This is a genomic window from Chlamydiota bacterium, from assembly GCA_016178055.1.
Lineage (GTDB): Bacteria > Auribacterota > JACPWU01 > JACPWU01 > JACPWU01 > JACOUC01.
Genome location: JACOUC010000007.1, coordinates 1 through 24,243 on the forward strand (window position 1 = coordinate 1; position 24,243 = coordinate 24,243).

Consider the following 24,243-nt stretch of genomic DNA (forward strand, 5'->3'; position numbering starts at 1 on the left):
GTTCCCCTTACCGAAGCCACGGATCGTCCATCGCTTTTATATACCGTCAAAATTGAGTGAGGCTTACTGAAGAGCCGTATGCGGAAAATCCGCACGTACGGTTCCGTGAGGGGCATTGAAATATATGTCTACTCGACAAGGTTAAAGAAAAAAAGCTAAAAGGTTAAAGACATGAATATTGGAATTGTTGGAACAGGATATGTTGGCTTGATTACGGGGACTTGTTTAGCTGAATTGGGTCATCATGCCCTTTGTATTGACAATGATCGAAGAAAAATTGAACTTTTAAAAAAGGGGAAAATTCCCATTTATGAACCAGGTCTAGCTCCTTTAATCCAAAAGAATATCAAGGCGGGTCGACTCTCTTTTTCAACATCCATTCGTGAGGCAGTAGAAAAATCTCTGGTCATTTTTATTGCGGTTAATACCCCTCCCTTAGATACCGGAGAGGCTGATTTAAGTTATGTGGCCAGTGTTGCTCGTGAAGTGGCAAACCATTTAACAGGCTACCGTGTCATTGTAGATAAAAGTACTGTTCCAGTAAAAACAGGTGAGAAGGTCAGTGAAACGATCAGGCGCTATTGCAAGAAGGGGGTTGAATTTGACGTTGTTTCTAACCCTGAATTTTTAAGAGAGGGAACAGCTGTAAGTGACATGATGAATCCGGATCGCATTGTGGTCGGGGTTGAAAATACAAGGGCAGCCCAAGTGATGAGAGAGCTTTACGAACCGATTAAGACAAAATTTTTAGTTACGGATATTCCCTCGGCTGAACTCATTAAACATGCCAGCAATTCATTTTTGGCCATGAAAATTTCTTTTGCGAATGCCTTAAGTAATATTTGTGAGATCACCCGAGCCAATGTTGAGCAAGTGACTTATGGGATGGGGCTAGATCATCGAATCGGCCAAAATTTTTTAAAGGCAGGAATCGGTTATGGAGGTTCTTGTTTTCCAAAGGATGTTTCAGCCTTTATTAAAATCGCTGAGGAGATTGGATATTCTTTTGATCTTTTGAAAGCGGTTGAAAAAATTAATGAAGATCAAAAAAATCGATTCATTCGAAAAGTGAAAGAGGTCCTATGGGTATTAAAAGGTAAAACCATTGGGGTTTTAGGTCTTGCCTTTAAGCCCAACACGGACGACATGCGCAATGCCCCTGCGGTCGATATTATTAAAGCGCTTTTAGAGGGTGGGGCCAAAATTAAAACCTATGACCCTGAGGCAATGGATAAGGCCAAATTTTTCATAAAAAAAGTTCAGTATTGTAAAGATTCCTATCAAGTTGCCAAGGAGGCAGATGCCTTGCTGATCCTTACTGAATGGGATGAATTTAAGAAAATTGATTATAAAAAAATCAAAAAATCAATGCTGACCCCCATTATGATTGACGGACGTAATTTATTAGATCCAAAAGAAATGGCAAATTTAGGATTTATTTATAAAAGTGTTGGACGGTCCTAAAAAATGAAGAATTTGCAAATGCAAAATGTTGCTCAGGGGCCTGAAAAGGCGATTTTAGTGGGTGTCGAGTGGAGGGGAAATAGGATTTGGGATCTTGAGAGTTCCATAGAAGAATTGCTTGAGCTTGTTGATACAGCAGGAGCCAGGGTGGTGGCGACGCTTCTGGCCAAAATAGATAAGCCTACACCCACCTATTTTATCGGTTCAGGAAAGGCAAATGAACTTGCGGCGCTTACGCAAGAATCGGGCGCTGATCTTATTGTTTTTGATGATGATTTAAGTCCTGCTCAGTCCCGTAATCTTGAAAAAATTTCTAAAGTGAGGGTGATTGATCGCACTCAAATTATTCTCGATATTTTTTCCCGTCGTGCCCGCACCAAAGAGGCTCAGTTTCAGGTCGAGCTTGCCCAACTTCGGTATTTACTCCCCAGACTGACCGGTCAATGGATGCATCTTTCGAGACAGGAGGGCGGAGTTGGAACACGAGGTCCAGGGGAGACGCAACTTGAGGTTGACCGACGTCGGGCAAAAACAAGAATTTTAAAACTAGAAAAAGAATTAAAGGCCATTACTTCGGAAAGGGAAACTCAACGGAAAAGAAGAGAGAAAACAGGCGTTCCTCTTGTTTCGATTATGGGTTATACCAATGCAGGAAAAACAACCCTTTTTAATCGATTAACAACCAGCCGTAATTTAGCAGAGGACCGGCTTTTTGCGACGTTGGATGCGACGGTTCGTAAAAAAGAATTAGAGGGTCATAGGATAGTTCTTTTTTCAGATACAGTTGGTTTCATTCGAAAGCTTCCTCATCATTTGGTGGAATCCTTTAAGGCAACCCTAGAAGAAGTGATTCACTCAGATCTTTTAATTCATGTCGTTGATATCAGTGATCCCTTATATCAAGAAAAACATGCGGTGGTTTTACAGGTCTTGGGTAAACTTGGAGCTGAATCTATTTCAAGGATGACCGTTCTCAATAAAATTGATCTTCTTGAAGGACCTGAGCGAATTCTTCGATGGGAGAGGGGTGGGGAAAAGGTGATCCCCCTATCCGCTCAATCAGGGCAAGGGGTTGATTCTTTGTTAGCGGGTGTAAGCGAATTCTTTAAAAAAAGTTTTGTGAGGATGAAGGTTTTTATTCCTCATCAGGCGAATGATTGGGTTTCATTCTTGTACCGTGAAGCCCATGTGATTAAGAAAAAGTATGAAGAGAATGGGGCTTTTCTTGAAATTGAAATTTCTTCACATCTTGTTTCAAAAATCCTTCCCTTTCAAATTTCTTAAGCTATAATCGGCATAATAACAGTTTGAGAATAAATACATAAAAGTTCAGCTTAATATTTAAGCATTATGAAGAATCTATATCAGTCATGAAAATGAGACGTTGTTACTGGCTATTCCCCTCCTTTGTACCCCAAAGGGGAGGAACTCAATTTTCATCCACTTGGGTGGACTGAAAGTTCATGATGACAAATATCAAAATGACAGACTAAAATTCAAAATGGTTTTCCAGTTTTAGAAAGATAGATGAAGGGTTTATCTGCTATGGACAAGTCAAGTTAACAGATTAAAATTCAAATATTCATTCGTTTCGGAATTTTTTCATGAATCTCTACCGCAATTTTGATTTTTGATGTTTGATTTTTGAAATTTAAAAAGTAGGAGATTTTTTACATGGGCCGGATTTTTATCGTCATTGGAGTCATTGCGTTAAATCTCGCTTTCGTGGGATGTGGCAAACTTCCGCCTTCTATGAATGATGTTGCTCAAATAGAAAAAGCGAAGAATGAACCTTTTTGGGCTGATTTTGTGCAAGTCCATTATCCTGCTTGGACCGAGCATTATTGGTCGGACCGAGAACTTTGGGGAAATAGAGGATATTGGGTGGGGGGGCCTCCTCAAATGCCCGATGAGAAACTTGCTCATTTAAGATTAAAAGGGAAACTGATCGATGGAGAGGGATCTTTCCTTCCAAAGGTGATTATCAAACAGCCGGCGCTCTCTGAAGAGGCGTTGCTCAGAGAAATAGATGCGCTTCCTCAGCCCCCTAAACCAACGAAACATACGGTTAAGAAAGGCGAGTGTTTGTGGTTTATTGCGGGTTATGAAGAAATTTATGGAAATCCTTTGCAGTGGCCCAGGATTTTTCAGGCGAATCGGGATAAAATTCGCGATCCCGATTGGATCTATCCTGGACAGGTCTTTATCATTCCAAGAGATTAGTTGGTTCTGTCTTCTACGGCTTTCAGTCATTTGCCTTCCTTAAGAGTCTTTATTAGTGTAGAGGGTTTTCAGGAGTTTATTAATTAAAAATTCAAAAGTCAAAATGCAAAATGACAACCTAAAAATCAAAATTTCTAATGCAATTGCAAGGGAGACATTTTAAATTTTAATTTGTCATTTTGATATTTGTCATCATGAACTTTCAGTCCACCCAAGTGGATGAAAATTGAGTTCCTCCCCTTTGGGGTACAAAGGAGGGGAATAGCCAGTAACAACGTCTCATTTTCATGACTGATATTTGATTTTTGGATTTTCATAATTGAGTTAGAATCATAAAAAGGAGTCGCCTGATGGCTAAAGAAACCTTACATTTTCCGGATACACAGTTTGCCCGATCTTTATTTGCTCACGATGATGAGAATCTTGAAGTGATAGGAAAGGCCTTGCGCATTAAAGTGGTCTCACGGGGAAATTTTATTAAGCTGATTGGAGACCCAGAAGGAATTAAGAAAGCGAGAAAAATTTTTCATGAGCTTTCTCGACTTGCAAATAGTGGAAAAACAGTAGAAAGGGCCGATGTCATTTATGCCCTTTCTCATCATGCCGAAGAGGGTTCTTCTCTTGCCGAGGAGAATGTGCCATCGGATGCCATTCGTGTTTCCTCTCGAAAGAACCTGGTTTATTCTAAGTCTAAGAGCCAATTGGAATATATGGAGGCTATTCGTAAATATGATGTCGTTTTTTCGATTGGGCCTGCAGGGACAGGGAAAACCTATCTTGCGATGGCGATGGCTGTTTCTTATCTTTTAGAAGATAAGGTCCGACGTTTGATCTTGACGCGTCCTGCTGTGGAGGCGGGGGAAAGCTTAGGTTTTCTTCCGGGTGATTTATCAGAAAAAATTAATCCCTATCTTAGACCTCTTTATGATGCTCTTTACGACATGATGGAAGTGGACCGTATTCAGCGATATATGGAACGGGGGTTGATTGAGGTCGCCCCGCTGGCCTATATGAGGGGAAGAACCCTCAATGATGCTTTTATCATTTTAGATGAAGCTCAAAATACCACCATCGAACAGATGAAAATGTTTTTAACCCGTTTAGGTTTTAATTCAAAAGCGGTGATTACAGGAGATATTACGCAGGTGGATCTACCGGCTCATAAACTTTCAGGATTGGTTCACGCAAATAAAATTTTAAAAGATATTCGAGGTATTAAAATTTCAAGATTTTCAGATAAGGATGTTGTTCGCCATACATTGGTGAAAAAAATTATTCGAGCCTACGAGCACGATCGAGCCCCGCACGCTCTTGATTCAAAATCTAAAAGACCTTCTCAGGCTCATAAAACCTTAAGTTCAGGTGTATTTGAACAGGAAGATCTTGGAGCGACATGAAGAAATTCAGGGCCTCTTCCAAGTACGAAATTAATGTTAGAAATGAGCAAACGAAGTTCAAAATTAATCTTCGTAAAGTGGAGATTCTTGCCAGGGCTACCTTAGCCGAGGAAGATGTTTGTGCAGGTGTTCCGATTGAATTGGGCATTTCTTTTGTGAGTGATCAGCGGATTTGGACTTTGAATCGAAAATTTTTGGGCCATGATTGGAAAACAGATGTTTTGGCCTTTCCAGTGGATGAGAAAGCGGGTCGTGAGAAAGTATGGATGCTGGGAGAGGTTGTCATTTCCATTGAAAGGGCCATGGATCAGTCTCAATCCTTTAATGAAGATCCGGAAAGGGAAGTGGCTCTTTATATGGTGCATGGCATTTTACATTTGTTAGGATATCGGGATAAAACTCCAAAGCTCTCTGGAAAAATGTGGCGTCGCCAGGATGAGATTTTAAAGAGAAGATATAATGGAATAGGTTTGAAAGGATTGAAATAGATGGCGGTTCGTTCAAAATGGGTTGAAAGTTTTAATAATGCAGTTGAAGGTCTGATTTTTGTATTTAAAAGTCAGAGAAGTATGAAAGTTCATTTTATTTTCTGTCTTTTGATTCTCATCGGGAGTCTTTTTCTTCATATTAGTTTTTCTGATTTTTTATTTTTGGCTTTTGCCATGACCTTCGTTTTGGTTGCAGAAATGTTTAATACCGCTTTTGAACTGGTCATGGATATGATGAGCGAAAGTTATCATCCCCTGATTCGTGTGGCAAAGGATGCCAGTGCAGGGGCTGTTTTGATTGCGACCCTGAATGCAGTGATTGTTGGATATCTTGTCGTAGCCAAATATCTTAGCCAACCTATTTTTTATGGACTCAATCGTGTTCTAGAAAGTCCATGGCATATCACGCTGGTTGCCATTTTAACGGTCTTAATTTTGTCGATTGGAATTAAGGTTTTTTTAGGAAGAGGAACGCCTTTTTATGGAGGAATGCCCAGCGCTCACTCCGCCATTGCTTTTTCAATTTGGGCTATTGTGACCATTCTCTCTCGAGATCCTTTGGTGATGACCCTTACATTGATTGTAGCGCTGATGATTGCTCAAGGAAGAGTTGCCAGTGGGATTCATCGTTTTCGGGAAGTTCTGATGGGGGCGATTCTCGGAGTGCTGGTTTCTCTTCTTGTGTTTCAACTGGTTCGACATGTTTAACCCCTCCATCCCACCACCTCATGTTGGTCGGACAGCGGACTCACCTCCTTAGATGAGAGGTGGTGGGACCAACTCCCCTTATTCTAAGGGGAGAGCCCCCCTCTTATATAAGAGGGGATGGGGGAGTTATAGGTTTAAATTCCTATTTTAAAAGGAGTCAGTGATGTTTTTAAAAAAAGATCGAAGTTACAGTTTTAATAAAAAAATAAGGGTTTATTTTTTTACAGGCCTCTTGGTGTCTTTGCCGGTACTGGGATCTTTTTGGATTCTATCGGTCTTGTTTGTTAAACTCACCGATTTTATGTATCAATTTATTGCTCCCAATGGGCATCAGTTTTTTGGTCAGTGGCTTCTTTGGAGATTGGTTGCCTTAATTCTTTTATTCTGTGCAGTTGTGTTGATCGGTCTTGTCGCTCGTAACTACATTGGAAAAAAACTGATTCAAGGGGGAGAAACTTTATTAAGCAAAATCCCTGTTTTGAATCGTATTTACTCAACATTAAAACAGATTTTTGAATCGTTTTGGGGGGAAGATAAGGCCGTTTTTCGAAGTGTCGTATTTGTAGAATACCCTCGTGAAGGAACCTATTCTATTGGCTTTGTCACTTCTGAAATTAAAGGTGATCTGAAGGATGCCATTGGCGAAAATAAGGTGAGTGTTTTTATTCCAACGGCTCCCAATCCGACTTCAGGTTTTCTAATCATGATATCGAAAGATAAATTGATTAAAACTCATTTGACTGTTGAAGATGGATTTAAAATGGTTGTTTCAAGCGGAATGGTAATGCCCAAATAATGTTACTGATCCGAACCCAAGCCATCTTACTTCATAAGCGAGATTTCTCGGACACAAGTCTCATTGCTGTTTTCTTTACGAAAAATTCAGGGAAACTTCATTTTATTATTAAAGGGGCCAAGCAGCCTAAAACATCCTTCATGGGTTCCTTTGAACATGGATCTTGTTACGAAATTTTATACCGCCATTCTTCAAGAAAACAAGGTCTCATCACCTTAAGACAAGCCCATCTTGTAGAGGCTTTCTCTAGAATTCGTGCAGACCTCCATGCTTTTTACCATGCCGTTTATTGTCTGGAACTTTTAGATGCCTTTACAGAATTAGAAGATTCAGATGAATCTCTCTTTAATTTAATCTTTACGACTTTGCGTCAAATGGATGAATCTTTAAAAAATCCATTGCCGAATATAGAATGGATGATCCGTTCTTTTGAAGTGAAACTTCTATCACATCTTGGATTTTTAGGAAATCTTTCCTCGTGTTTTTCTTGCCGCGAATCTTTTCGCGATCTTCTTTTTCTTGATCATCGAACGGCTCGTCTTTTATGCGAGAAATGTACACAAACAAAAACTTATCCTTTTCATGTGCAAAGTATCCAGCTCATTCCATTGCTGATGAGGGCGGAGCCCTGTACCCCTGTGGATAAAGGGGCAGAAGAAAAAAAAGAATTAAAAAATCTCCTCTGGTTTTATATTGACTTCCATCTTGGAAAGCCCTTAAAATCACGCAAATTCTTAATAGAAAAGATATAGCGAATAGTTTAGGAAAATTGGATTTCGAGTTTCATTGTTTGAGGCTGAGTTAGTTCTCTCGAGGCTTTTCGAAGTTTATCCTTGACCTCTCGACTGTAAAAAATTACAGTTAACACTGTATTTTATTACAGTAATAGGATAAAGGACTATGATCAGTTTAAGATCAAAAATAACGCAAGCGGTTCTTGGCTATCTCATGATGCATGAGAATGCTGAACTTTATGTGAATGAAATGGCCCGCCGCCTTTTGCTGGACGATGGGAATCTTTCTAAAAAACTAAAAGAACTCCAGAGAGAAGGAATTTTAAATAGTCAACTGAAGGGAAAAGAACGATATTATTCTTTAAATGCTTCTTATCCCCTTCTGAACGAGTATAAAAGGATTATTCTCAAAACGGTTGGGTTTGAATACGTTCTTAAGGAGGTTTTGGAAAAAATTCGAGGGCTTGAGCATGCCTATCTTTTTGGCTCCTACGCCCAGAACAAAATGGATTCCGCAAGTGATATTGACCTATTGGTGATTGGGAACCATAGTACGATTGAGTTACAGAAAAAAATGGCCGAAGTTCAAAAATCGATGGATCGTGAAATAAATGTCATTAGTGTAAGCGAACTTGAATACGAGAAGAAACAAAAAAAGGATCCTCTGTTTAGATCAATCAAAGAAAAAAAGATTCAAGTCATATGACGGATTTTGAACAGGGCTATTTTAAGGAATTTGGATTTACTTCGGATGCGATTGAACGGTATTTACAAAACGCATTTCATGATCTTGAAATCGCTAGAAAAAATAGATTTCCGGAAGTTAGGTTTTCATATAGTTTTCAGGCTTTAATCAAAGCTGGAATAGCACTTATTGCAAGAGTGGGACACGTGCGAGTACGAAGTGTTCCAGGTCACCATATAAAAATTTTGACTAAGATGAGCGAAATTCTCGAGAATCCAGATGTTTATACCATTGGAAACATTATGAGAACAAAAAGAAACACCGACTTCTATGAAGGAGGTGACTGTGTTACAGAAAAAGAATCCCGTGATTATTTAGATTTTGTCGAAAAGGTGCTTCAGCAAGTTGAAAAGTTAGTTCGAGAAGTGAATCCCTGACATTTTTCTAATAACAGAAACGCCACTGCGTTTTAATGTAGGTTTTAAGCATGAAACTTATGACAAAAACAAAATCAAAGAAAAAAACTTTTACCTTTCAAGAAATGATTCTTTGTCTTGAGACTTACTGGTCTTCTCGAGGGTGTGTTTTAGGCCAGGGGTATGACACCGAGGTTGGGGCGGGAACGTCTAATCCCTTGACCTTCTTTATGGTTCTGGGAAAAGAACCCTGGCGGGTGGCTTATACGCAACCTTCTCGAAGGCCTGCGGACGGGCGTTACGGGGATAATCCCAACCGGGTTTATCAACACCATCAGTATCAAGTCATTTTGAAACCTTCACCTCGAGATGTTCAGGATCTTTATCTGGCGAGTCTTGCAGCCCTTGGGATTCATCCAGACTCTCATGACATTCGTTTTGTCGAAGACGATTGGGAATCTCCATCTTTAGGGGCCAATGGCTTGGGGTGGGAGGTTTGGTGCGATGGAATGGAGATTACTCAATTCACTTATTTTCAACAAATGGGTGGAATTGAGCTTCATCCCGTATCAGTAGAACTAACCTATGGCTTGGAGCGAATTGCGATGTACCTCCAAAATGTCGACAATGTTTTTGATTTAAAGTGGAATGAATCTCAGACCTATGGAGCTTTAAGGAAACATTGGGAATATGAGTTTTCAAAATTTAATTTTGAAGTTGCATCAACCTCTTTTTATTTTCACGAATTTGACGAACGTGAAAAAGAGGCAAAACTTTTACTCGAACAGGGTCTCATTTTTCCAGCCTATGATTCTGTTTTAAAATGTTCGCATATTTTTAATATTTTAGATGCCCGTCGAGCGATGAGTGTGACGGAAAGAACAGGTTTTATTACCCGAATTCGAGTAATCGCAAAAGAATGTTCGCAAGGTTATTTGGAGAGGCAGATGTGAAAATTCAAAAATCAAATATCAAAAATCAAAATGACAATGCAAATATCAAAAATAAAATTGCACCTCGTTTCTTAGATAAATTCGGGGCGGATTGTGAAAGTTTTGTTCTTTGGAGAGAAGGATTTTTGAAGGTTAGCCATTTTAAATTTTAATTTGTCATTTTGATTTTTGATATTTGATTTTTGGTTTTCATTGATACGCGCTATTTTATATGACTCTGATAAATACAAAAGATAAAAAAACAATGAAAGAGACCCTGCAGCCCTTTCTCATCGAAATCGGCACGGAAGAAATTCCTGCCCGATTTTTGGAGGACGCTTCTCGCCATTTGCGAAATCTCATGGAGACTTTTTTCAAAGAGCGTCAAATGGGTTATGATGTCAATAATGTAAAAGTTTTATTTACTCCGAGGCGTTTGACGCTTTTCATTCCTGATTTGGCGTTGATCCAGCCTGATAAAGTTGAATGGTTAAAAGGCCCTCCGGTCACCATTGCTTGTGATCCAGAAGGGAAGTGGACCCAGGCGGCTCAGGCATTTGCGGCCCGACAGGGAGCCGATACTTCATCCTTAACTCGCAAACAAACAGAAAAAGGCGAGTATGTTTTTATAGAGTGTCGGACCCAAGGAGGGAAAACTAAAAAGATTTTAGAGGAAAATTTAGCAGGCCTGATCCAAAAAATAAAATTCCCAAAATCAATGAAATGGGGTGAAGGTGAAATTTATTTTGCAAGACCCATTCGATGGATTCTTTCCCTTTTAGGGAATGAAATCATTCGTTTTAAATTAGACACGATCACTTCAGATCGTTTGAGTTTAGGATGCCGATGGCAAAAAAATCCGAAAGTGATTATTGCAAAGGCCGATTTAGTTCTTTATCAAAAACAGCTTAAAGCGAAGGATGTATATCCCGATTTTGAAGAACGGTTTTCATTGATTAAAAAATCGATTGAAAAAACTTTAGGCAAGAATCAAAAAATTCATGAAGAGGATATGGATCTCTTAAGAGGGGTGACCAATTTGGTTGAATTTCCCAATGTGGGGATTGGAAAATTTGAAGAGCGGTTTCTTAAAATTCCTTCTCAAGTGCTTTCAACCGTTATTCAATATCATCAAAAATATTTGCCGATTTACGAAAAGGGAAAGCTTCTTCCTCAATTTGTTTTTGTTTTTAATGGTCCGCGTAAGATTTTAAAAACGGTTATACAAGGCAATGAAAGGGTGTTAAGGGCCCGTTTATCGGATGCGGCTTTTTTTTGGGAGAATGACCAGAAGAAGAGCTTAGAGACCTGTGTGAACGATCTTAAAACAGTTGTCTTTCAGGAGAAATTAGGAACCTATTTTGATAAGAAAGAAAGATTGCTCTCGCTCATTTCTTTTTTAAAAACCGAAGGAAAAATGGACGGTGCCCTTTCTCAAAAATTAATGCAAGCAGCAGAACTTTGTAAGGCCGATCTTGTCACCGGAATGGTGGGGGAATTCACAAGCCTTCAGGGAACGATTGGCGCTGAATATGCCTCGATTTCTGGAGAGGACCCTGAGATTGTCGAAGCCATTCGGGAGCATTATTTACCCCTATCTGGAACTGAGGGGGAATTGCCCAAGAGTCTTTTAGGCTCTTGGCTTTCATTTTTAGATAAACTGGATACGGTCATTTCTACTCATAAATTAGGTTTGATGCCTACAGGCTCTCAAGATCCTTATGGATTAAGAAGGCTCAGTTCTGGAATTTTGAGAATTCACACTGAGAAGGGATTTACATTTTCTTTGAATTCAATCCTTGAACAAGGATTACGCCAATTTCCCGTCAAGGATGTCTTAGTGGGACCCCTGCTCGATTTTTTTAAAGAACGACTTGAAAATCTTTTTCTTGCCCAAAATTTTGATCATCAGCTGGTGCGAGCGGTGCTCGAGGACCCCATCCTTATCCCTTCTTTAAAATCAAAAATTCTAAAGGCCTTGAGTCAAATTCAGAATCAATCTTTCTTTCAAGAAGCCCTCACCGTCGTTGAAAGAACAGGCCGGATTTTAAAAGGGCAAAAGATTGCTGAACGAGAAGTGAAGGAAGATGTTCTCAAAGAATCGGCCGAAATAGAGCTTTACAGGTCTTACAAATCAAATTATGGTAGCATCGTTCAACTCATTGAATCAGAAAAATTTGTTGAAGCGACCTCACTTTATGCACAAGTTTTTTCAAAACCTGTGCACGTTTTTTTTGATGAAGTTTTGGTCAATGCCCCTGAAGAGTCTTTAAAACAAAATCGGTCTGTCTTGTTAAAAAGGATTCATGAACTTTATTCAATGAGAATTACGGATATTTCAAAATTAGCAAAGATGAAGTAAGTGATACCACAACATTGTAAAAAAATGATGCAAAGTACATTGTACTTACGGGAGTGATGTCGATCAGCAAGTGATGTAAAAAATTTTAGGTGCTTAAATTTTAGCAAAGTGGTATTTTTATCTTCCACTTTTGTCTTTTAACTGTTTTTTATTTGCGGTTGTTTTTCCTAAAGGAGACCGAACAATGAATTTTTTATTTTTAGCAATGGCAAGTCCACAGGGGGGGCAGGGAAGTCCTTTTGCGTCGATGGTTCCCTTTTTACTGATTGTTCCTATTTTTTATTTTCTTCTCATTCGTCCTCAGCAGAAAAGGCAGAAACAATTTAAACAAATGGTTGCCCAGCTTAAAAAGGATGATCGTGTGGTGACCGCAGGCGGGATTCATGGCTTGGTTCTTTCGGTGAAAGAACATACCTTAACGCTTAAAATTGCCGACAATGTGAAAGTTGAAATTGACCGTTCCTCCATTGCACGTGTCCTGGGCGCGGAGACGGAGGTTGGAAAATAAAATGAAAAATTTGCGATGGCGCATTCCAATGGTTGTGCTGGTGGTTGCTTTTTTCGTTTGGAAGCTTTTCCCCATTGATAAAGCGGTTACTTTGGGTCTTGATCTTCAGGGAGGGATGCATGTCGTTTTAGAAGTCGATCTTGATAAAGCGGTTGAATTTGCAACGGATCGGATTGCCAATGATGTTCAAGGTCTCTTGGAAGGGAAGGACATTGCGGTTGATAAAATAGATCGGGAAGGTTTAGATAAGATTATTGTTCAATTCAAAAATTCTGAAAGCTCTTATCAAGCGTCGCAACTCATTAAGAAAAGTACGGAAGAAGTTGAAGTATCACAAGAAGAAGGGTTGGTACTGACTTTAACGCTTAAAGATAAAGCTAAAAATCAAATTACTCATCGAGCCCATACTCAGGCGCTGGAAGTCATTCGAAATCGAGTGGATAAATTTGGAGTGGCTGAGCCCTCCATCCAGCCTCAAGGCAAGGATCGGATTGTTGTTCAGCTTCCGGGAGCCAAAGATCTTGCCAGGGCTGAAAATCTTTTGCGTAAAACCGCTGTTTTAGAGTTTCGCATGGTGAGTGATGATCAAGCCAAGCTTCAAGAGGCCTTGAAAGGAACACCCCCTCCCGGATATGAGGTTCTCAATCAAGTAAAATATTCAGGAGGAAGTGAGTTTAAAATTCCTTTCCTTGTTAAAAAGAAGGCAGAACTCACTGGTGCAAGTCTTGTCGATGCAAAAGTCACCTTTGATCAAATGACTCAACCTCAAGTGTCCTTTACCTTGGATCATTCAGGGGCGAGTATTTTTGCTAAGGTGACCGAGCAGTTTCAGGGACGCAGACTAGGAATCGTTTTAGATAATGAAGTTCAGTCTGCTCCCGTTATTAAATCGATCATTCCTAATGGTCAAGGCGTGATTGAAGGCCAATTTACACCTGAAGAAGCCAGGGATTTGTGTGTTGTGTTAACTTCGGGTGCCCTTCCCGCTCCGGTAAAAATTATTATGGATGCTCGTGTCGGCCCTTCATTGGGGGCAGATTCTGTCAAAAAAGGGTTTATTGCAAATATTGCAGGACTCGCCCTTGTTCTCGTTTTTATGGTGGGATATTACTTTTTTTCTGGTTTTGTGGCTGTGATTGCTTTAATTCTAAATTTGGTGATGATTTTAGGAGCCATGGCGTTCTTTAAGGCAACCCTTTCTATGCCGGGTATTGCAGGTATGATTTTAACCATTGGTATGGCTGTTGATGCAAACGTTCTGATTTTTGAAAGAATACGTGAAGAAGTTGAGAGTGGTAAGAAAATACGAGCTGCGATTGCGGCTGGATATCATAAGGCTTTTTCCGCAATTTTGGATTCAAATTTGACGACCATCATTACAGCCGTTATTCTCTATAAATTTGGGACAGGACCTGTTAAAGGTTTTGCAGTTACGCTGACTATCGGTCTTTTGATCAGCATGTTTACGGCTATTGTGGTCACCCGTGTGATTTTTGATTTGGTCTCTCTCAATAAAAATTTTTCCTCTTTAAAAATGCTCAAATTATTTAGTCGCCCCAATATTGATTGGGTGGGGAAAAGGTTCTATGCCTATGTATTATCTTTAGCCATTATCCTTGGCGGGTGTGTGATGATGGGAATCAGGGGACATAGCATGCTAGGAAATGATTTTACAGGTGGAGATTTGATCCAACTTAAGTTTAGTCAGAATGTTGCGCTTGAAACCGTTCGGGAAAAATTATCCAAGCTTGGACTTGGAGATGCAACATTACAGCGCTTTGGAGGAGAAAATGAAATTTTAATCAAAACCAAATTTGAAGAGGGAAAGAAGATTCGAGATTTTCTTGGTCTGGAATTAAAAGGAGTTGAGGTTGAGGAAAGGCGCAGGGAAGAGGTGGGCCCTTCTATTGGAAAAGAAATCAAGATTAATGCCGTTTGGGCCTTGATTTTGTCTTTGATTGGAATCTTGATTTATGTCACTTATCGTTTTGAATTTGAATATGCCCTGGGTGCGATTATTGCCCTCATTCATGATGCCCTCGTTCCGCTTGCTTTTATCGCCTTTACAGGGCGAGAGCTTTCTGTAACCGTGGTTGCTGCTATTTTGACCATTATTGGTTATTCCGTAAACGACACGATCGTGATCTGTGACCGGATTCGTGAAAACAAAAGAATTCTTAAGAAAATCAGTCTGCCAGATCTTTTAAACTTGAGTCTTAATCAAACCCTTTCTAGAACCTGTTTGACTTCGTTGACCGTCCTCTTGGTGGTTCTTGCCCTTTTCTTTTTCGGGGGCGAGGTCATTAATGATTTTGCCTTTTGCATGCTTGTGGGAACGATCTCGGGAAGTTATTCCACCTTGTTTATCGCTGTTCCTGTTATTCTTGAATGGCAGAAGAAGTTTAGAAAGGCGAATGCTCAGATTTCGTCTGGGAAGGCCCCTTCCCCTCAGAAAGCCAAAAATAAGTGATAGGGATTGATTCTCTCTCTCTTCAGTGCTATCCTGATCCTCCAAAGGTAAAGGAATTTTTATGGATTTTGACTCCATTGAAAAAGCAATTCAGAATATTTGCCAAGGTAAGATGGTCGTGATGACCGATGATGAAGATCGAGAGAACGAGGGCGATCTTGTTATTGCGGCGGATTTTATCACACCCGAGGCCATTAATTTCATGGCCAAATTTGCTCGCGGTCTGATTTGTGTTCCGATGACGGGAAAGAGATTGGATGAGCTAGGATTACGACCCATGGTTGATTTATCTCGAGAGGCTCGAGAGACAGATTTTGCCATCTCAGTCGATGCTCATTTGGGAATTACGACTGGGATTTCTGCCCATGATCGAGCAAGAACCATTCAAGTCCTGGCGGGTCTTGCTTCGACTCGATCCGATCTTGTTTCTCCCGGTCATATTTTCCCGCTACGGGCTCGGGAAGGGGGTGTTCTGACACGGGCGGGTCACACCGAAGCGGCGGTCGATTTAGCCAAACTTGCAGGACTTTCCTCATCTGGGGTTATTTGTGAAATTATGAATGATGATGGAACCATGGCCCGCTTTGAGGATTTGGTTCGGTTTAAAAATGAACATCAGCTTACTTTTTGTAATATTGCCCAATTGATCGAATATCGCCGCAGAAATGAAAAATTGATTGAACGAGTGGCTGAGGCGACACTTCCAACCCGCTATGGCGATTTTCGAGTTCTTGTTTATCAATCTTTTATCGATCAAAAGAGTCACATTGCCCTTGTCAGAGGGGATATTGATCTTGATAAACCCTCTTTGGTTCGGGTTCATTCAGAATGCATTACGGGAGATGTTTTTGGTTCGTCCCGCTGCGATTGTGGCGATCAATTGGAACGCTCACTCTTGGCCATTTCCGAAGAAGGTCGTGGCGTTTTAGTGTACATGAGACAAGAGGGGCGAGGGATCGGCCTCATTAATAAGTTAAAGGCCTATCAACTTCAGGAAGGGGGTTTGGATACGGTAGAAGCCAATCAATCGTTGGGTCTTCCAGCTGATTTAAGGGAATATGGAACTGGAGCCCAAATTTTATTTGATCTGGGGGTTCGAAAAATTAAACTGTTAACGAATAATCCGAAGAAGGTTGTTGGCTTAGATGGCTTTGGCCTTGAAATTATAGAGCGGGTTGCGATTCCCCCATTGGTGAATGAACATAATCGAAATTATTTAAAAACCAAGCGAGATAAATTAGGGCATTTGCTTATTTTGGAAAATGAATAGAAAGACAGCTCGAAGCTCGAGGCTCGAAGCTCGAAGTAAAAGCAAAAACGGAAGAAGTATTTGCCTCGAGCCTCCAGCTTCGAGCCTCGAGCTGTCTTTTATAAAAAAGGAATTTTTGCTATGCCTGTCCAACAAGTGAAAGGTGATTTCATCTCGCGGGGTAAAAAATACGCGATTATTGTGAGTCGCTTTAATGAGTTTATTACTTCTAAACTTTTAGAGGGTGCTCTAGATGCCCTCTTGAGGCATGGAGCGAAAGAAAGCGAGGTTCGCGTTTTTTGGACTCCTGGCTCATTTGAAACACCGATGGTCACGGATCGATTGATCAAATCAAAAAAATATGATGCCCTGATTTGCTTGGGGGCCATTATCAGAGGAGCAACCCCTCATTTTGATATTGTATGTGATGCGGCTTCGAAAAATATTTCTGGGCTTTCCCTGACGTCAGGGATTCCGGTTATTTTTGGAATCATTACGGCAGAAAATTTGGAACAGGCCATTGAAAGGGCTGGAGGTAAATTAGGGAATCGGGGTTGGGATGCAGCCCTGGCGGCCATTGAGATGGCCAATCTCTATGATCAGTGTTAGTGAGTTCTAGGGGGATGAGCGAGTGTTCATCATCCAAGTTTATATCAAAAATCAAAATGCAAATATCAAAATGACATATTAAAATCCAAAATTTCTAGTGCTATTGCAGGGGAGATATTTTACATTGTCATTTTGGTTTTTGATGTTTGATTTTTGGATTTTCGTCATTGTTCTTTCTCAATGTGAGGTATTGTTTTGGGTACTCGGCGTACGGCCAGGGAACAAGCTCTTCAAATTCTCTTTCAACTTGAATTAAATCCCCAAGTGCTCGAAGAGGCTTTTGATTCATTTTGGGTGGAACAGCGTGCCTCTAAAGATACTCAGGCCTTTGCACGATTCCTTGCTCAAGGGACCTTTGAAAAAAAACAAGAAATCGATGAAATGATTAGGCTTGCGGTGACAAACTGGGATATGGATCGTTTGAGTGTTATCGACCGGAATATTCTTCGCGTAGGTGTTTTCGAAATGATTTTTCTTCCTCAAGGTGTGTCTGATTTTTCACCCATCCCTCATGCTGTAACGATCAATGAATGGGTTGAAATAGCAAAGAAATACAGTGCTCCTGAATCTGGTAAATTTGTGAATGGTGTTTTAGATGAAGTTCGAAAAAGATTCTTGCTAAGGAGCCGACCTCAATGAATACAGATAAAGCCATAGATCTTCATTTGCATACCTTGGCTTCTGATGGGACTTCGACGGCGACTGAGGTTGTAGAGAGGGCAAGGCATTTTCGGATTGATGCGATTGCCATGACCGATCATGATTCCGTAGAATCAATAGATGAAGCAAGGTGGATGGGAGAGAAGTTGGGGATTGAAATTATTTCGGGGATTGAGCTCAGTGCCTATCATGGAGAAAGTGAGCTTCATATTCTGGGATATTTTTTTGATGATAAAGATTTGGAATTTTGCAAAGCGTTAAAAAAATTTTGTGAGGAACGGGAAAAAAGAATTCACCAAATTGTTGAAAAGCTCACGAAAGCGGGAGTCCGTATCACCCTTGAGGATGTTACAAAACTTTCAGGTGAAGGGGCGCCTGGAAGGCTTCATGTGGCTCGGGCGCTTGTAGAAAAGAGGATTGTCACCGATACTCGGGAAGCCTTTAGGCGGTTTTTGTCCTATGGAAAGCCTGCCTATGTTGAGAAAGAAAAAATTTCTACTCAGGAAGCGATTCAAATGCTTAAGGTCATTGGTGGGGTGCCTGTTTTAGCCCATCCTGGGCTTCTTCATCGGGATGATCTCATCCCTCAACTGGTTCGTGAAGGCTTAATGGGGCTTGAGGTTTATCACACTGAACATTCACAAAATGCAATTGAGCATTATAAAGAACTCACTCAGGTTCATCGGCTCGTGATGACAGGGGGCTCAGATTGCCATGGAGAGGCCAAGGGAAAATTTTTGATTGGGAAAAATAGGATTCCATACCATTTGTTAGAACCCTTAAGAAAAGCGCATGAATCAATCATGAAAATTCAAACATCAAAATGACATATTAAAATTTAAAATGTCTCCCTTGCAATAACACTAGAAATTTTGAATTTTAATGTGTCATTTTGATGTTTGATGTTTGATTTTTGGATTTTCAGAGTTATTTTCTATGCCAAAAAATCCCAAAATTTCCAGTGATGATTTTTTCATGCGCTTGGCCATTCAGTTGGCTAAAAGAGGAGTGGGAGCGGTCAGTCCTAATCCTCCTGTCGGGGCTCTCGTTGTTAAAAATAATCGACAGATTGCATTGGGATATCACGCAAAATTTGGCGGGCCTCATGCAGAGGTGATGGCCTTAAAAAAGGCAGGGAAAGAGGCCCAGGGCGGGACGCTCTATGTCACCCTTGAACCTTGTTCGACCTTTGGAAAAACACCTCCTTGTATCAATGCCATTTTAGCTTCAGAAATTAAACGAGTTGTGGTAGGATGCATTGATCCAAATCCTCTTCATAAAAAACAAGGAATACGGCTGTTAAAAAAAGCGGGTGTTGAGGTGACGACGGGTATTTTAGAAGATGAATGTCACTCGCTCATTAAACCCTTTCAGAAATGGATGACTCAAAAACTTCCTTATTGTGTGGTGAAATCGGCTCTTTCTTTGGATGGAAAAATTGCGACTCCCTCCTATGAATCTCAATGGATTACAGGAAAAGAGGCCCGTAAATTTTCTTACGAGTTGCGTAGAATGAGCGATGGAATCATCGTAGGTATTAACACGGTTCTTCGTGATGATCCTCGACTCACCTTGCATCAGAGAGGGAAGAGAGATCCTTTTAAAATTGTGGTAGATAGCTCTGCCAGAATTCCACTTCATTCAAAACTTGTTTCAAAATATGCCTCAAAAGTCATTCTTGCGACAACCTCCTTAGCTCCAGCAAAAAAAATGAACACTCTGAAGAAACGAGGAATACAAATCGTCCAGACTTCATCGATGGAAGGGAAGGTTCACTTGCGAGAATTATTTGTTGAGTTAGGGAAAAGGGGAATCATTTCTCTTCTTGTAGAAGGGGGAGGGACTTTGGCCGCCAGTATTTTTGAGAATAAATTGGCCGATCGTATTGTTTTTTTCTATGCCCCTCTTTTAATTGGAGGAAGTCATGCGCCTACTCCATTTCATGGGAAGGGAGTCTCAAAACTAAGCGATGCGTTGAAGATCATTCACACGAAAATGTTTAAAGTAGGAGATGATTTTGTCATTGAAGGGGATGTGAGTTATAAAAATTCAAAAATCAAAATGTAAAAATCAAAAATTTTTGTATTTCAAATGGGATACTATTTTTTGTAGCCATGAGATGAAAGGTAATATTAAAATTCCTAATCGGACCACGTTAAGGGCTGTGAAAGATGTGCAGAAAAAACGTGGATTGACCCGTGCCAGAGATGCCGAAGACATGTTTAAGTAGAAGGGTAAGCCATGTTTAGTGGTATTATTGAAAAAATGGGAAAATTCATTCAAATCGATTCTTCGAGAGAGAAGAGGCGTCTAGAAATTGGACTAGAGGATAACTGGAAAGATCTAAAAATTTCCGAAAGTGTTTGTGTGAATGGGATTTGTTTAACCGCTATAGAGATCAAGGATTCAAAAATTTCGTTTGATGTTTTAGATGAGACTTATCAAAAGACAAATTTAAAATTTCTTCAGTCAGGCGATTTTCTAAATTTGGAAAGAGCGCTGCGTGTTGGGGATCGATTAGGCGGTCATTTTGTGACGGGACATATCGATGGGGTGGGAAGAATAATCGATATCATAGAACGATCAAGCGAAGAAACTTTTTTAATGAAATTTCCAGAGGATTTAAGTCCCTATATTGTCCCTAAAGGCTCGATTGCTGTAGATGGGGTGAGTTTAACAATGGGTAAGGTTGACAAAAATGTTTTTGAAGTACATTTGATCCCTTATACTTTAACTCATACGAATTTAGGCGAAAAATGCAAAGACAATATCGTCAATTTGGAGGTAGATATTTTAGCTCGATATGTTCTGGGTGTTAGAAAAAAAACCAAATTCACAAACGGGAGGAAGTTGCGGATATGGAAGAGGTAAGACGTATAGGACCCGACAAGGGTGGACACTGGGAGACGGACAAAACATGAGGCAGAGGAACGTAAAAAAAGGGGGGGATGTCAACATGTTCATCAAAATATCAAGATTATGGGTTATTTTTAGCTGTATCGCTTGTGCATCAGCACTTGGGGATCTTCCCCAGAAGCTTAACTATCAAGGCAAACTCACAGACCTAAGCGGTATCGGGGTTGAAGACGGGAGTTACGCCATGAAATTCGCGTTATATGACGGTGAAACAAGCGGCACTCTTCTCTGGGAAGAAGAATGGTCGAGCGATGTAGCCACTGAAAAGGTGAAAGTCACAGACAGTGTATTTAATGTGCTTCTGGGTAGCTTTGTATCTTTAGAAGGCATTGATTTTGATAAAACTTACTGGCTCCAGATCAGCATTTATCATATAGACACAAGTTCCTGGGAAACATTCTCACCGAGGGGAGAACTTGCGAGTGTCCCTTACGCCTTGAGTGCAGCCAAGGTGGTAGAAGGATCTATAGATAACACATCACTAGCTGCCAATGCGGTAACCGAGGACAAGATTCTCGATGAAGCGATCACAGACGACAAAATCGCAACATCCGGCATATCGGCCGAAAAGATTACATCGGGTCTGATAGACACAAGCCACATCAACTGGGCCTCACCGGGTGATATTGGAAGCACAATGCCTTCCAACGGATATTTTGAAACATTAAACGTGAATGGAACCGTCACGGCCACGGCCTTTATAGGGGACGGGTCAGGATTGACAGGTCTTACAGAGGAAAGCTGTTATTGGACGCAAAGCGGCAGTGACATTTATTACAACTCTGGCAATGTCGGGATTGGCACCACAGCACCGGGTGCAGACTTAACCGTCAATGGCAACACATTTTTATTAGGCGGAGAAGTGATTGATGGTGTCTACGACCCAGAGGATCGTGTGATTGAAGTTCAAGCTTATGATGGCGCAGCCTATATAAATCTGAAAGGGAAGAATGGCAATTTTGTTTTGGCTTCCACTGACTATGGTGAAGGATCCAATGGATTTTATTCTTCCCAGTGGCCCATGGTCTTCTACACCGCAGGCAGTGCTGACTCGCAATCTCAAGAACGGATGCGCATTACCAATGAGGGGTATGTCGGGATTGGAACGACGAATCCGGGATCTCTGCTCGATCTTTCCCATAGCTCTGGCCAAAGCAAGATCACGATGCGAAGTGAGGCAGATGCTGGCGCTGTGATCGCCTTTGAACGGTATGGCTCAGATGGAAATTTCTTTTTCATCGAGACGGGTGCAGCAAATAATGACAACATGGCCATACATCGTGGGAGTTCTCCTTATGCAGATTTTGTTGTCAGCGGTAATGGATATGTGGGGATTGGGACGACCAGTCCGAGCAAACCTCTCACTATTAATGCGGGTACGAATGATGCACTGTTTCTATTAAGTGATAGCAGTAACGATTGGTACGTGGGACCTAATGTTTCGGTGGCAGGCTTTGGTATTTACGACGCAACGAGGGGAAGCAGCGCCTTACAGATTGATCTGGCCGGAAATATTGGGATTGGGACGACGAGTCCAGGGGCAAAGTTGGATGTCAATGGCACAGTGAAGGCTACGTCCTTTGTAGGAGATGGTTCAGGATTGACAGGCATCAGCAGCTATTGGACGCAAAGCGGCAATGATATTTATTACAATTCTGGCAATGTGGGGATTGGGACTCCGGGTCCGGGCTATACGCTGACAGTGGCAGGGACAAGTTATGCGGAGAATTATTACCTTGAAAATACCTCTGGAGCGAGTGGGGGTGTCATGAGGTTGGATGGGAACGCAGACTATTTGCATTTATGGAGCAATGTAAATACGGGCGTGCGCATCGGTAACGATGTTGAAGGGACCTTTGCTCAATTTAGCCCAGCAGAAGACACGAGTTATATTCTTGGGAATGTGGGGATTGGGACGACCAGTCCATCAACGAATCTGGACATTGTGAGGGACAGTGGACAAACAGGCCTTAGGCTGCGAAGCAATTCAGACAGTGGGGCAATTTTAACTTTTGAACGCTATACAAAGGATCAACAATACTTCTTCATTGAGACAGGGGCCGCTGGCAATGATGCCCTGTCCATCCACCGTGATGTATCCCCTTATGCAGATCTTGTTGTTGGCAGTAATGGGTATGTGGGGATAGGGACGACCAGTCCATCAGCAAAATTGCATGTGAATGGCGATGTGAATATCGGAGGTGAACTTGCCTTTCCTGATCCAAGTTTAAGTGATCATGGGGATTCTAATACTCAAGGCACGATTGCATGGTATCTTTCTCAGATGTCTTCAAGTGGGGGCACTATTTTTCTTCAGCCCGGTGAATACACGATCAATCGCTCTCTGGAACTTCATTCTAAAATCACCATCAGGGGTTCTGGATCGAATTCAGTCATTGTGGCGGGGGACAGTCTCACGAGCGACATGATCAGGAACGAAAACGCGACAACAGAGACGTCTGGAACGACTGTGAACAATGTTCTTCTTGAGAACTTTTCCATACGAGGAAGCACAAGCGTGGACATTTGTGGCATTTTGTTCAACGCAGACGATAGCGATAGATGTAAAAATATAACCATTCGGGGAGTCAAAGTAACTTCCTGCGGCAATCACGGTATTCACCCCAAAGGCATTGACGGTTTAATCATCAGTGACGTTTTTTTGGATGGCAATGGGGATTTGCCATCCACAGAGCATAACATTTATCTGAGAAGAGTGGACAACGCTGTTATTACGAATGTGGTTTCAAGCAATGCAGCCGGGAATGGATTTAATGCCCATGATGTGGAAGGGGTGTGTCTGAGCAATGTGGTCGCAAGATCCAACGGAAGAAGAGGAATTCGTTTTGCGAATTCTAAGAGTATTACCATTAACTCATGTTCGGTCATTGAAAACGGTACAGATGCCAGTGCTTCAGGGAATGAGAGGGCGGGGATCATACTTGTGAATGACGGTAGTGATAATGAAGATGTCACCATCACAGGTTGTGTCATCAAGCAAAATGGGACTTATGGCATTGAATTGGCAGGTGTTGACAGGATTTCAATCAATGGATGTTCGATTTATAACAATGGAGGTTATGGGATTCACAGAACAGGATCTTCCGAAGAAGTCATTGTGGGGAATAATATTCTGGATAATGATGCGGGTGCAACAAACAGCGCTGAAAGTTTTGACCTTTATACTGGGTTTAATAATACCGAGTGAAGGACATGAATCCTATCAGCAAATTAATAGGTTCAGCAGAGTCACAAAGGGTGGAGTGGAAGGAGTCTCTTTCCAGAAGTAGAGAGATTACAGAGACAGCCTGTGCTTTTGCGAATACCGAAGGTGGACGGGTCTTCGTTGGCGTTTCACCCGAAGGCAAGATGCTTGGCGTTCAAGTGGGTAAGGGTACCCTTGAAGAATTGGTTAACGAGATTGCCCAGAATACAGATCCGAAATTGCACCCAAGGCTGTCGGTTCAGAAAATCGCTCAAAAAGAAGTGATTGTCATTGACGTAAAAGAGTCCCATGACCATCTGGTCTTAGCGTTTGGCCGTCCCTATCAGCGTGTGGGGCGTTCTACCGTAAGGATGACCAAGGATGAGTACGAAGGATTGATTTTGGATAAATATAAAGACAA

The 24,243-nt window shown here is 41.2% G+C and carries 23 protein-coding genes; all 23 read left to right on the forward strand.

Going from position 1 to position 24,243, the window contains the following annotated elements:
- Positions 1–171 precede the first annotated feature (171 nt).
- The gene (locus HYS07_00790) at positions 172–1,464 is read left to right on the forward strand and encodes a UDP-glucose/GDP-mannose dehydrogenase family protein (GenBank protein MBI1869709.1); all 1,293 of its coding nucleotides are present in this window, start codon (positions 172–174) and stop codon (positions 1,462–1,464) included.
- Positions 1,465–1,467: 3 nt separating this feature from the next.
- Complete coding sequence (hflX, locus tag HYS07_00795) at positions 1,468–2,748, forward strand: GTPase HflX (protein ID MBI1869710.1); 1,281 nt, start codon at positions 1,468–1,470, stop codon at positions 2,746–2,748.
- 618 nt (positions 2,749–3,366) lie between these two features.
- Positions 3,367–3,687 carry a LysM peptidoglycan-binding domain-containing protein gene (locus tag HYS07_00800; GenBank protein ID MBI1869711.1) on the forward strand — a complete coding sequence of 107 codons (321 nt, stop codon included), beginning with the start codon at positions 3,367–3,369 and terminating at the stop codon, positions 3,685–3,687.
- A gap of 350 nt (positions 3,688–4,037) precedes the next feature.
- Positions 4,038–5,084 (forward strand): PhoH family protein, encoded by a 1,047-nt coding sequence (locus HYS07_00805; protein ID MBI1869712.1) that lies wholly within the window; start codon positions 4,038–4,040, stop codon positions 5,082–5,084.
- A complete protein-coding gene (gene ybeY, locus HYS07_00810) occupies positions 5,081–5,572 on the forward strand; it encodes an rRNA maturation RNase YbeY (protein MBI1869713.1) in 492 nt (163 codons plus the stop codon). Before HYS07_00805 ends, ybeY begins: the two co-directional genes overlap by 4 nt.
- A complete protein-coding gene (locus HYS07_00815) occupies positions 5,573–6,280 on the forward strand; it encodes a diacylglycerol kinase (protein ID MBI1869714.1) in 708 nt (235 codons plus the stop codon).
- A gap of 163 nt (positions 6,281–6,443) precedes the next feature.
- Entirely contained in the window at positions 6,444–7,076 is a 633-nt protein-coding gene (locus HYS07_00820; GenBank protein MBI1869715.1) for a DUF502 domain-containing protein, read from the forward strand.
- On the forward strand, positions 7,076–7,828 hold the full coding sequence (gene recO, locus HYS07_00825) for a DNA repair protein RecO (protein ID MBI1869716.1): 753 nt from the start codon (positions 7,076–7,078) through the stop codon (positions 7,826–7,828). Before HYS07_00820 ends, recO begins: the two co-directional genes overlap by 1 nt.
- Before the next feature lie 148 nt (positions 7,829–7,976).
- Positions 7,977–8,516: a nucleotidyltransferase domain-containing protein gene (locus tag HYS07_00830; protein ID MBI1869717.1), complete on the forward strand. Its 540-nt coding sequence runs from the start codon at positions 7,977–7,979 to the stop codon at positions 8,514–8,516.
- Entirely contained in the window at positions 8,513–8,932 is a 420-nt protein-coding gene (locus HYS07_00835; GenBank protein ID MBI1869718.1) for a hypothetical protein, read from the forward strand. Before HYS07_00830 ends, HYS07_00835 begins: the two co-directional genes overlap by 4 nt.
- A 59-nt stretch (positions 8,933–8,991) precedes the next feature.
- Positions 8,992–9,864 (forward strand): glycine--tRNA ligase subunit alpha, encoded by an 873-nt coding sequence (locus HYS07_00840; protein ID MBI1869719.1) that lies wholly within the window; start codon positions 8,992–8,994, stop codon positions 9,862–9,864.
- Complete coding sequence (locus HYS07_00845; protein MBI1869720.1) at positions 9,861–10,016, forward strand: hypothetical protein; 156 nt, start codon at positions 9,861–9,863, stop codon at positions 10,014–10,016. Before HYS07_00840 ends, HYS07_00845 begins: the two co-directional genes overlap by 4 nt.
- Positions 10,017–10,108: 92 nt before the next feature.
- The gene (locus HYS07_00850) at positions 10,109–12,205 is read left to right on the forward strand and encodes a glycine--tRNA ligase subunit beta (protein MBI1869721.1); all 2,097 of its coding nucleotides are present in this window, start codon (positions 10,109–10,111) and stop codon (positions 12,203–12,205) included.
- Positions 12,206–12,389: 184 nt separating this feature from the next.
- Positions 12,390–12,713: a preprotein translocase subunit YajC gene (gene yajC / locus HYS07_00855; protein MBI1869722.1), complete on the forward strand. Its 324-nt coding sequence runs from the start codon at positions 12,390–12,392 to the stop codon at positions 12,711–12,713.
- Between the two features lies 1 nt (position 12,714).
- A complete protein-coding gene (gene secD, locus HYS07_00860; protein MBI1869723.1) occupies positions 12,715–15,183 on the forward strand; it encodes a protein translocase subunit SecD in 2,469 nt (822 codons plus the stop codon).
- Between the two features lie 61 nt (positions 15,184–15,244).
- A complete protein-coding gene (locus HYS07_00865; GenBank protein ID MBI1869724.1) occupies positions 15,245–16,453 on the forward strand; it encodes a bifunctional 3,4-dihydroxy-2-butanone-4-phosphate synthase/GTP cyclohydrolase II in 1,209 nt (402 codons plus the stop codon).
- 120 nt (positions 16,454–16,573) lie between these two features.
- Positions 16,574–17,041, forward strand: coding sequence for a 6,7-dimethyl-8-ribityllumazine synthase (locus HYS07_00870; GenBank protein MBI1869725.1), 468 nt, complete (start codon positions 16,574–16,576; stop codon positions 17,039–17,041).
- A 189-nt stretch (positions 17,042–17,230) separates the two neighbouring features.
- On the forward strand, positions 17,231–17,680 hold the full coding sequence (nusB, locus tag HYS07_00875) for a transcription antitermination factor NusB (protein MBI1869726.1): 450 nt from the start codon (positions 17,231–17,233) through the stop codon (positions 17,678–17,680).
- A complete protein-coding gene (locus HYS07_00880; GenBank protein ID MBI1869727.1) occupies positions 17,677–18,528 on the forward strand; it encodes a PHP domain-containing protein in 852 nt (283 codons plus the stop codon). The genes nusB and HYS07_00880 overlap by 4 nt, the downstream gene beginning before the upstream one ends.
- Positions 18,529–18,637: 109 nt before the next feature.
- Complete coding sequence (gene ribD / locus HYS07_00885; GenBank protein ID MBI1869728.1) at positions 18,638–19,768, forward strand: bifunctional diaminohydroxyphosphoribosylaminopyrimidine deaminase/5-amino-6-(5-phosphoribosylamino)uracil reductase RibD; 1,131 nt, start codon at positions 18,638–18,640, stop codon at positions 19,766–19,768.
- Between the two features lie 174 nt (positions 19,769–19,942).
- A complete protein-coding gene (locus tag HYS07_00890) occupies positions 19,943–20,572 on the forward strand; it encodes a riboflavin synthase (protein ID MBI1869729.1) in 630 nt (209 codons plus the stop codon).
- A gap of 85 nt (positions 20,573–20,657) precedes the next feature.
- On the forward strand, positions 20,658–23,825 hold the full coding sequence (locus tag HYS07_00895; protein ID MBI1869730.1) for a right-handed parallel beta-helix repeat-containing protein: 3,168 nt from the start codon (positions 20,658–20,660) through the stop codon (positions 23,823–23,825).
- A gap of 5 nt (positions 23,826–23,830) precedes the next feature.
- Positions 23,831–24,243, forward strand: a 413-nt coding sequence (locus HYS07_00900) for a putative DNA binding domain-containing protein (protein MBI1869731.1), incomplete at its 3' end; no start/stop codon positions are given.

Bases quoted from the DNA above. Each gene is read 5' to 3' on its own strand.
- HYS07_00790 (MBI1869709.1), top strand. From the start codon at position 172: ATGAATATTGGAATTGTTGGAACAGGATATGTTGGCTTGATTACGGGG.
- hflX (MBI1869710.1), top strand. From the start codon at position 1,468: ATGAAGAATTTGCAAATGCAAAATGTTGCTCAGGGGCCTGAAAAGGCG.
- HYS07_00800 (MBI1869711.1), top strand. From the start codon at position 3,367: ATGCCCGATGAGAAACTTGCTCATTTAAGATTAAAAGGGAAACTGATC.
- HYS07_00805 (MBI1869712.1), top strand. From the start codon at position 4,038: ATGGCTAAAGAAACCTTACATTTTCCGGATACACAGTTTGCCCGATCT.
- ybeY (MBI1869713.1), top strand. From the start codon at position 5,081: ATGAAGAAATTCAGGGCCTCTTCCAAGTACGAAATTAATGTTAGAAAT.
- HYS07_00815 (MBI1869714.1), top strand. From the start codon at position 5,573: ATGGCGGTTCGTTCAAAATGGGTTGAAAGTTTTAATAATGCAGTTGAA.
- HYS07_00820 (MBI1869715.1), top strand. From the start codon at position 6,444: ATGTTTTTAAAAAAAGATCGAAGTTACAGTTTTAATAAAAAAATAAGG.
- recO (MBI1869716.1), top strand. From the start codon at position 7,076: ATGTTACTGATCCGAACCCAAGCCATCTTACTTCATAAGCGAGATTTC.
- HYS07_00830 (MBI1869717.1), top strand. From the start codon at position 7,977: ATGATCAGTTTAAGATCAAAAATAACGCAAGCGGTTCTTGGCTATCTC.
- HYS07_00835 (MBI1869718.1), top strand. From the start codon at position 8,513: ATGACGGATTTTGAACAGGGCTATTTTAAGGAATTTGGATTTACTTCG.
- HYS07_00840 (MBI1869719.1), top strand. From the start codon at position 8,992: ATGACAAAAACAAAATCAAAGAAAAAAACTTTTACCTTTCAAGAAATG.
- HYS07_00850 (MBI1869721.1), top strand. From the start codon at position 10,109: ATGAAAGAGACCCTGCAGCCCTTTCTCATCGAAATCGGCACGGAAGAA.
- yajC (MBI1869722.1), top strand. From the start codon at position 12,390: ATGAATTTTTTATTTTTAGCAATGGCAAGTCCACAGGGGGGGCAGGGA.
- secD (MBI1869723.1), top strand. From the start codon at position 12,715: ATGAAAAATTTGCGATGGCGCATTCCAATGGTTGTGCTGGTGGTTGCT.
- HYS07_00865 (MBI1869724.1), top strand. From the start codon at position 15,245: ATGGATTTTGACTCCATTGAAAAAGCAATTCAGAATATTTGCCAAGGT.
- HYS07_00870 (MBI1869725.1), top strand. From the start codon at position 16,574: ATGCCTGTCCAACAAGTGAAAGGTGATTTCATCTCGCGGGGTAAAAAA.
- HYS07_00880 (MBI1869727.1), top strand. From the start codon at position 17,677: ATGAATACAGATAAAGCCATAGATCTTCATTTGCATACCTTGGCTTCT.
- ribD (MBI1869728.1), top strand. From the start codon at position 18,638: ATGCCAAAAAATCCCAAAATTTCCAGTGATGATTTTTTCATGCGCTTG.
- HYS07_00890 (MBI1869729.1), top strand. From the start codon at position 19,943: ATGTTTAGTGGTATTATTGAAAAAATGGGAAAATTCATTCAAATCGAT.
- HYS07_00895 (MBI1869730.1), top strand. From the start codon at position 20,658: ATGTTCATCAAAATATCAAGATTATGGGTTATTTTTAGCTGTATCGCT.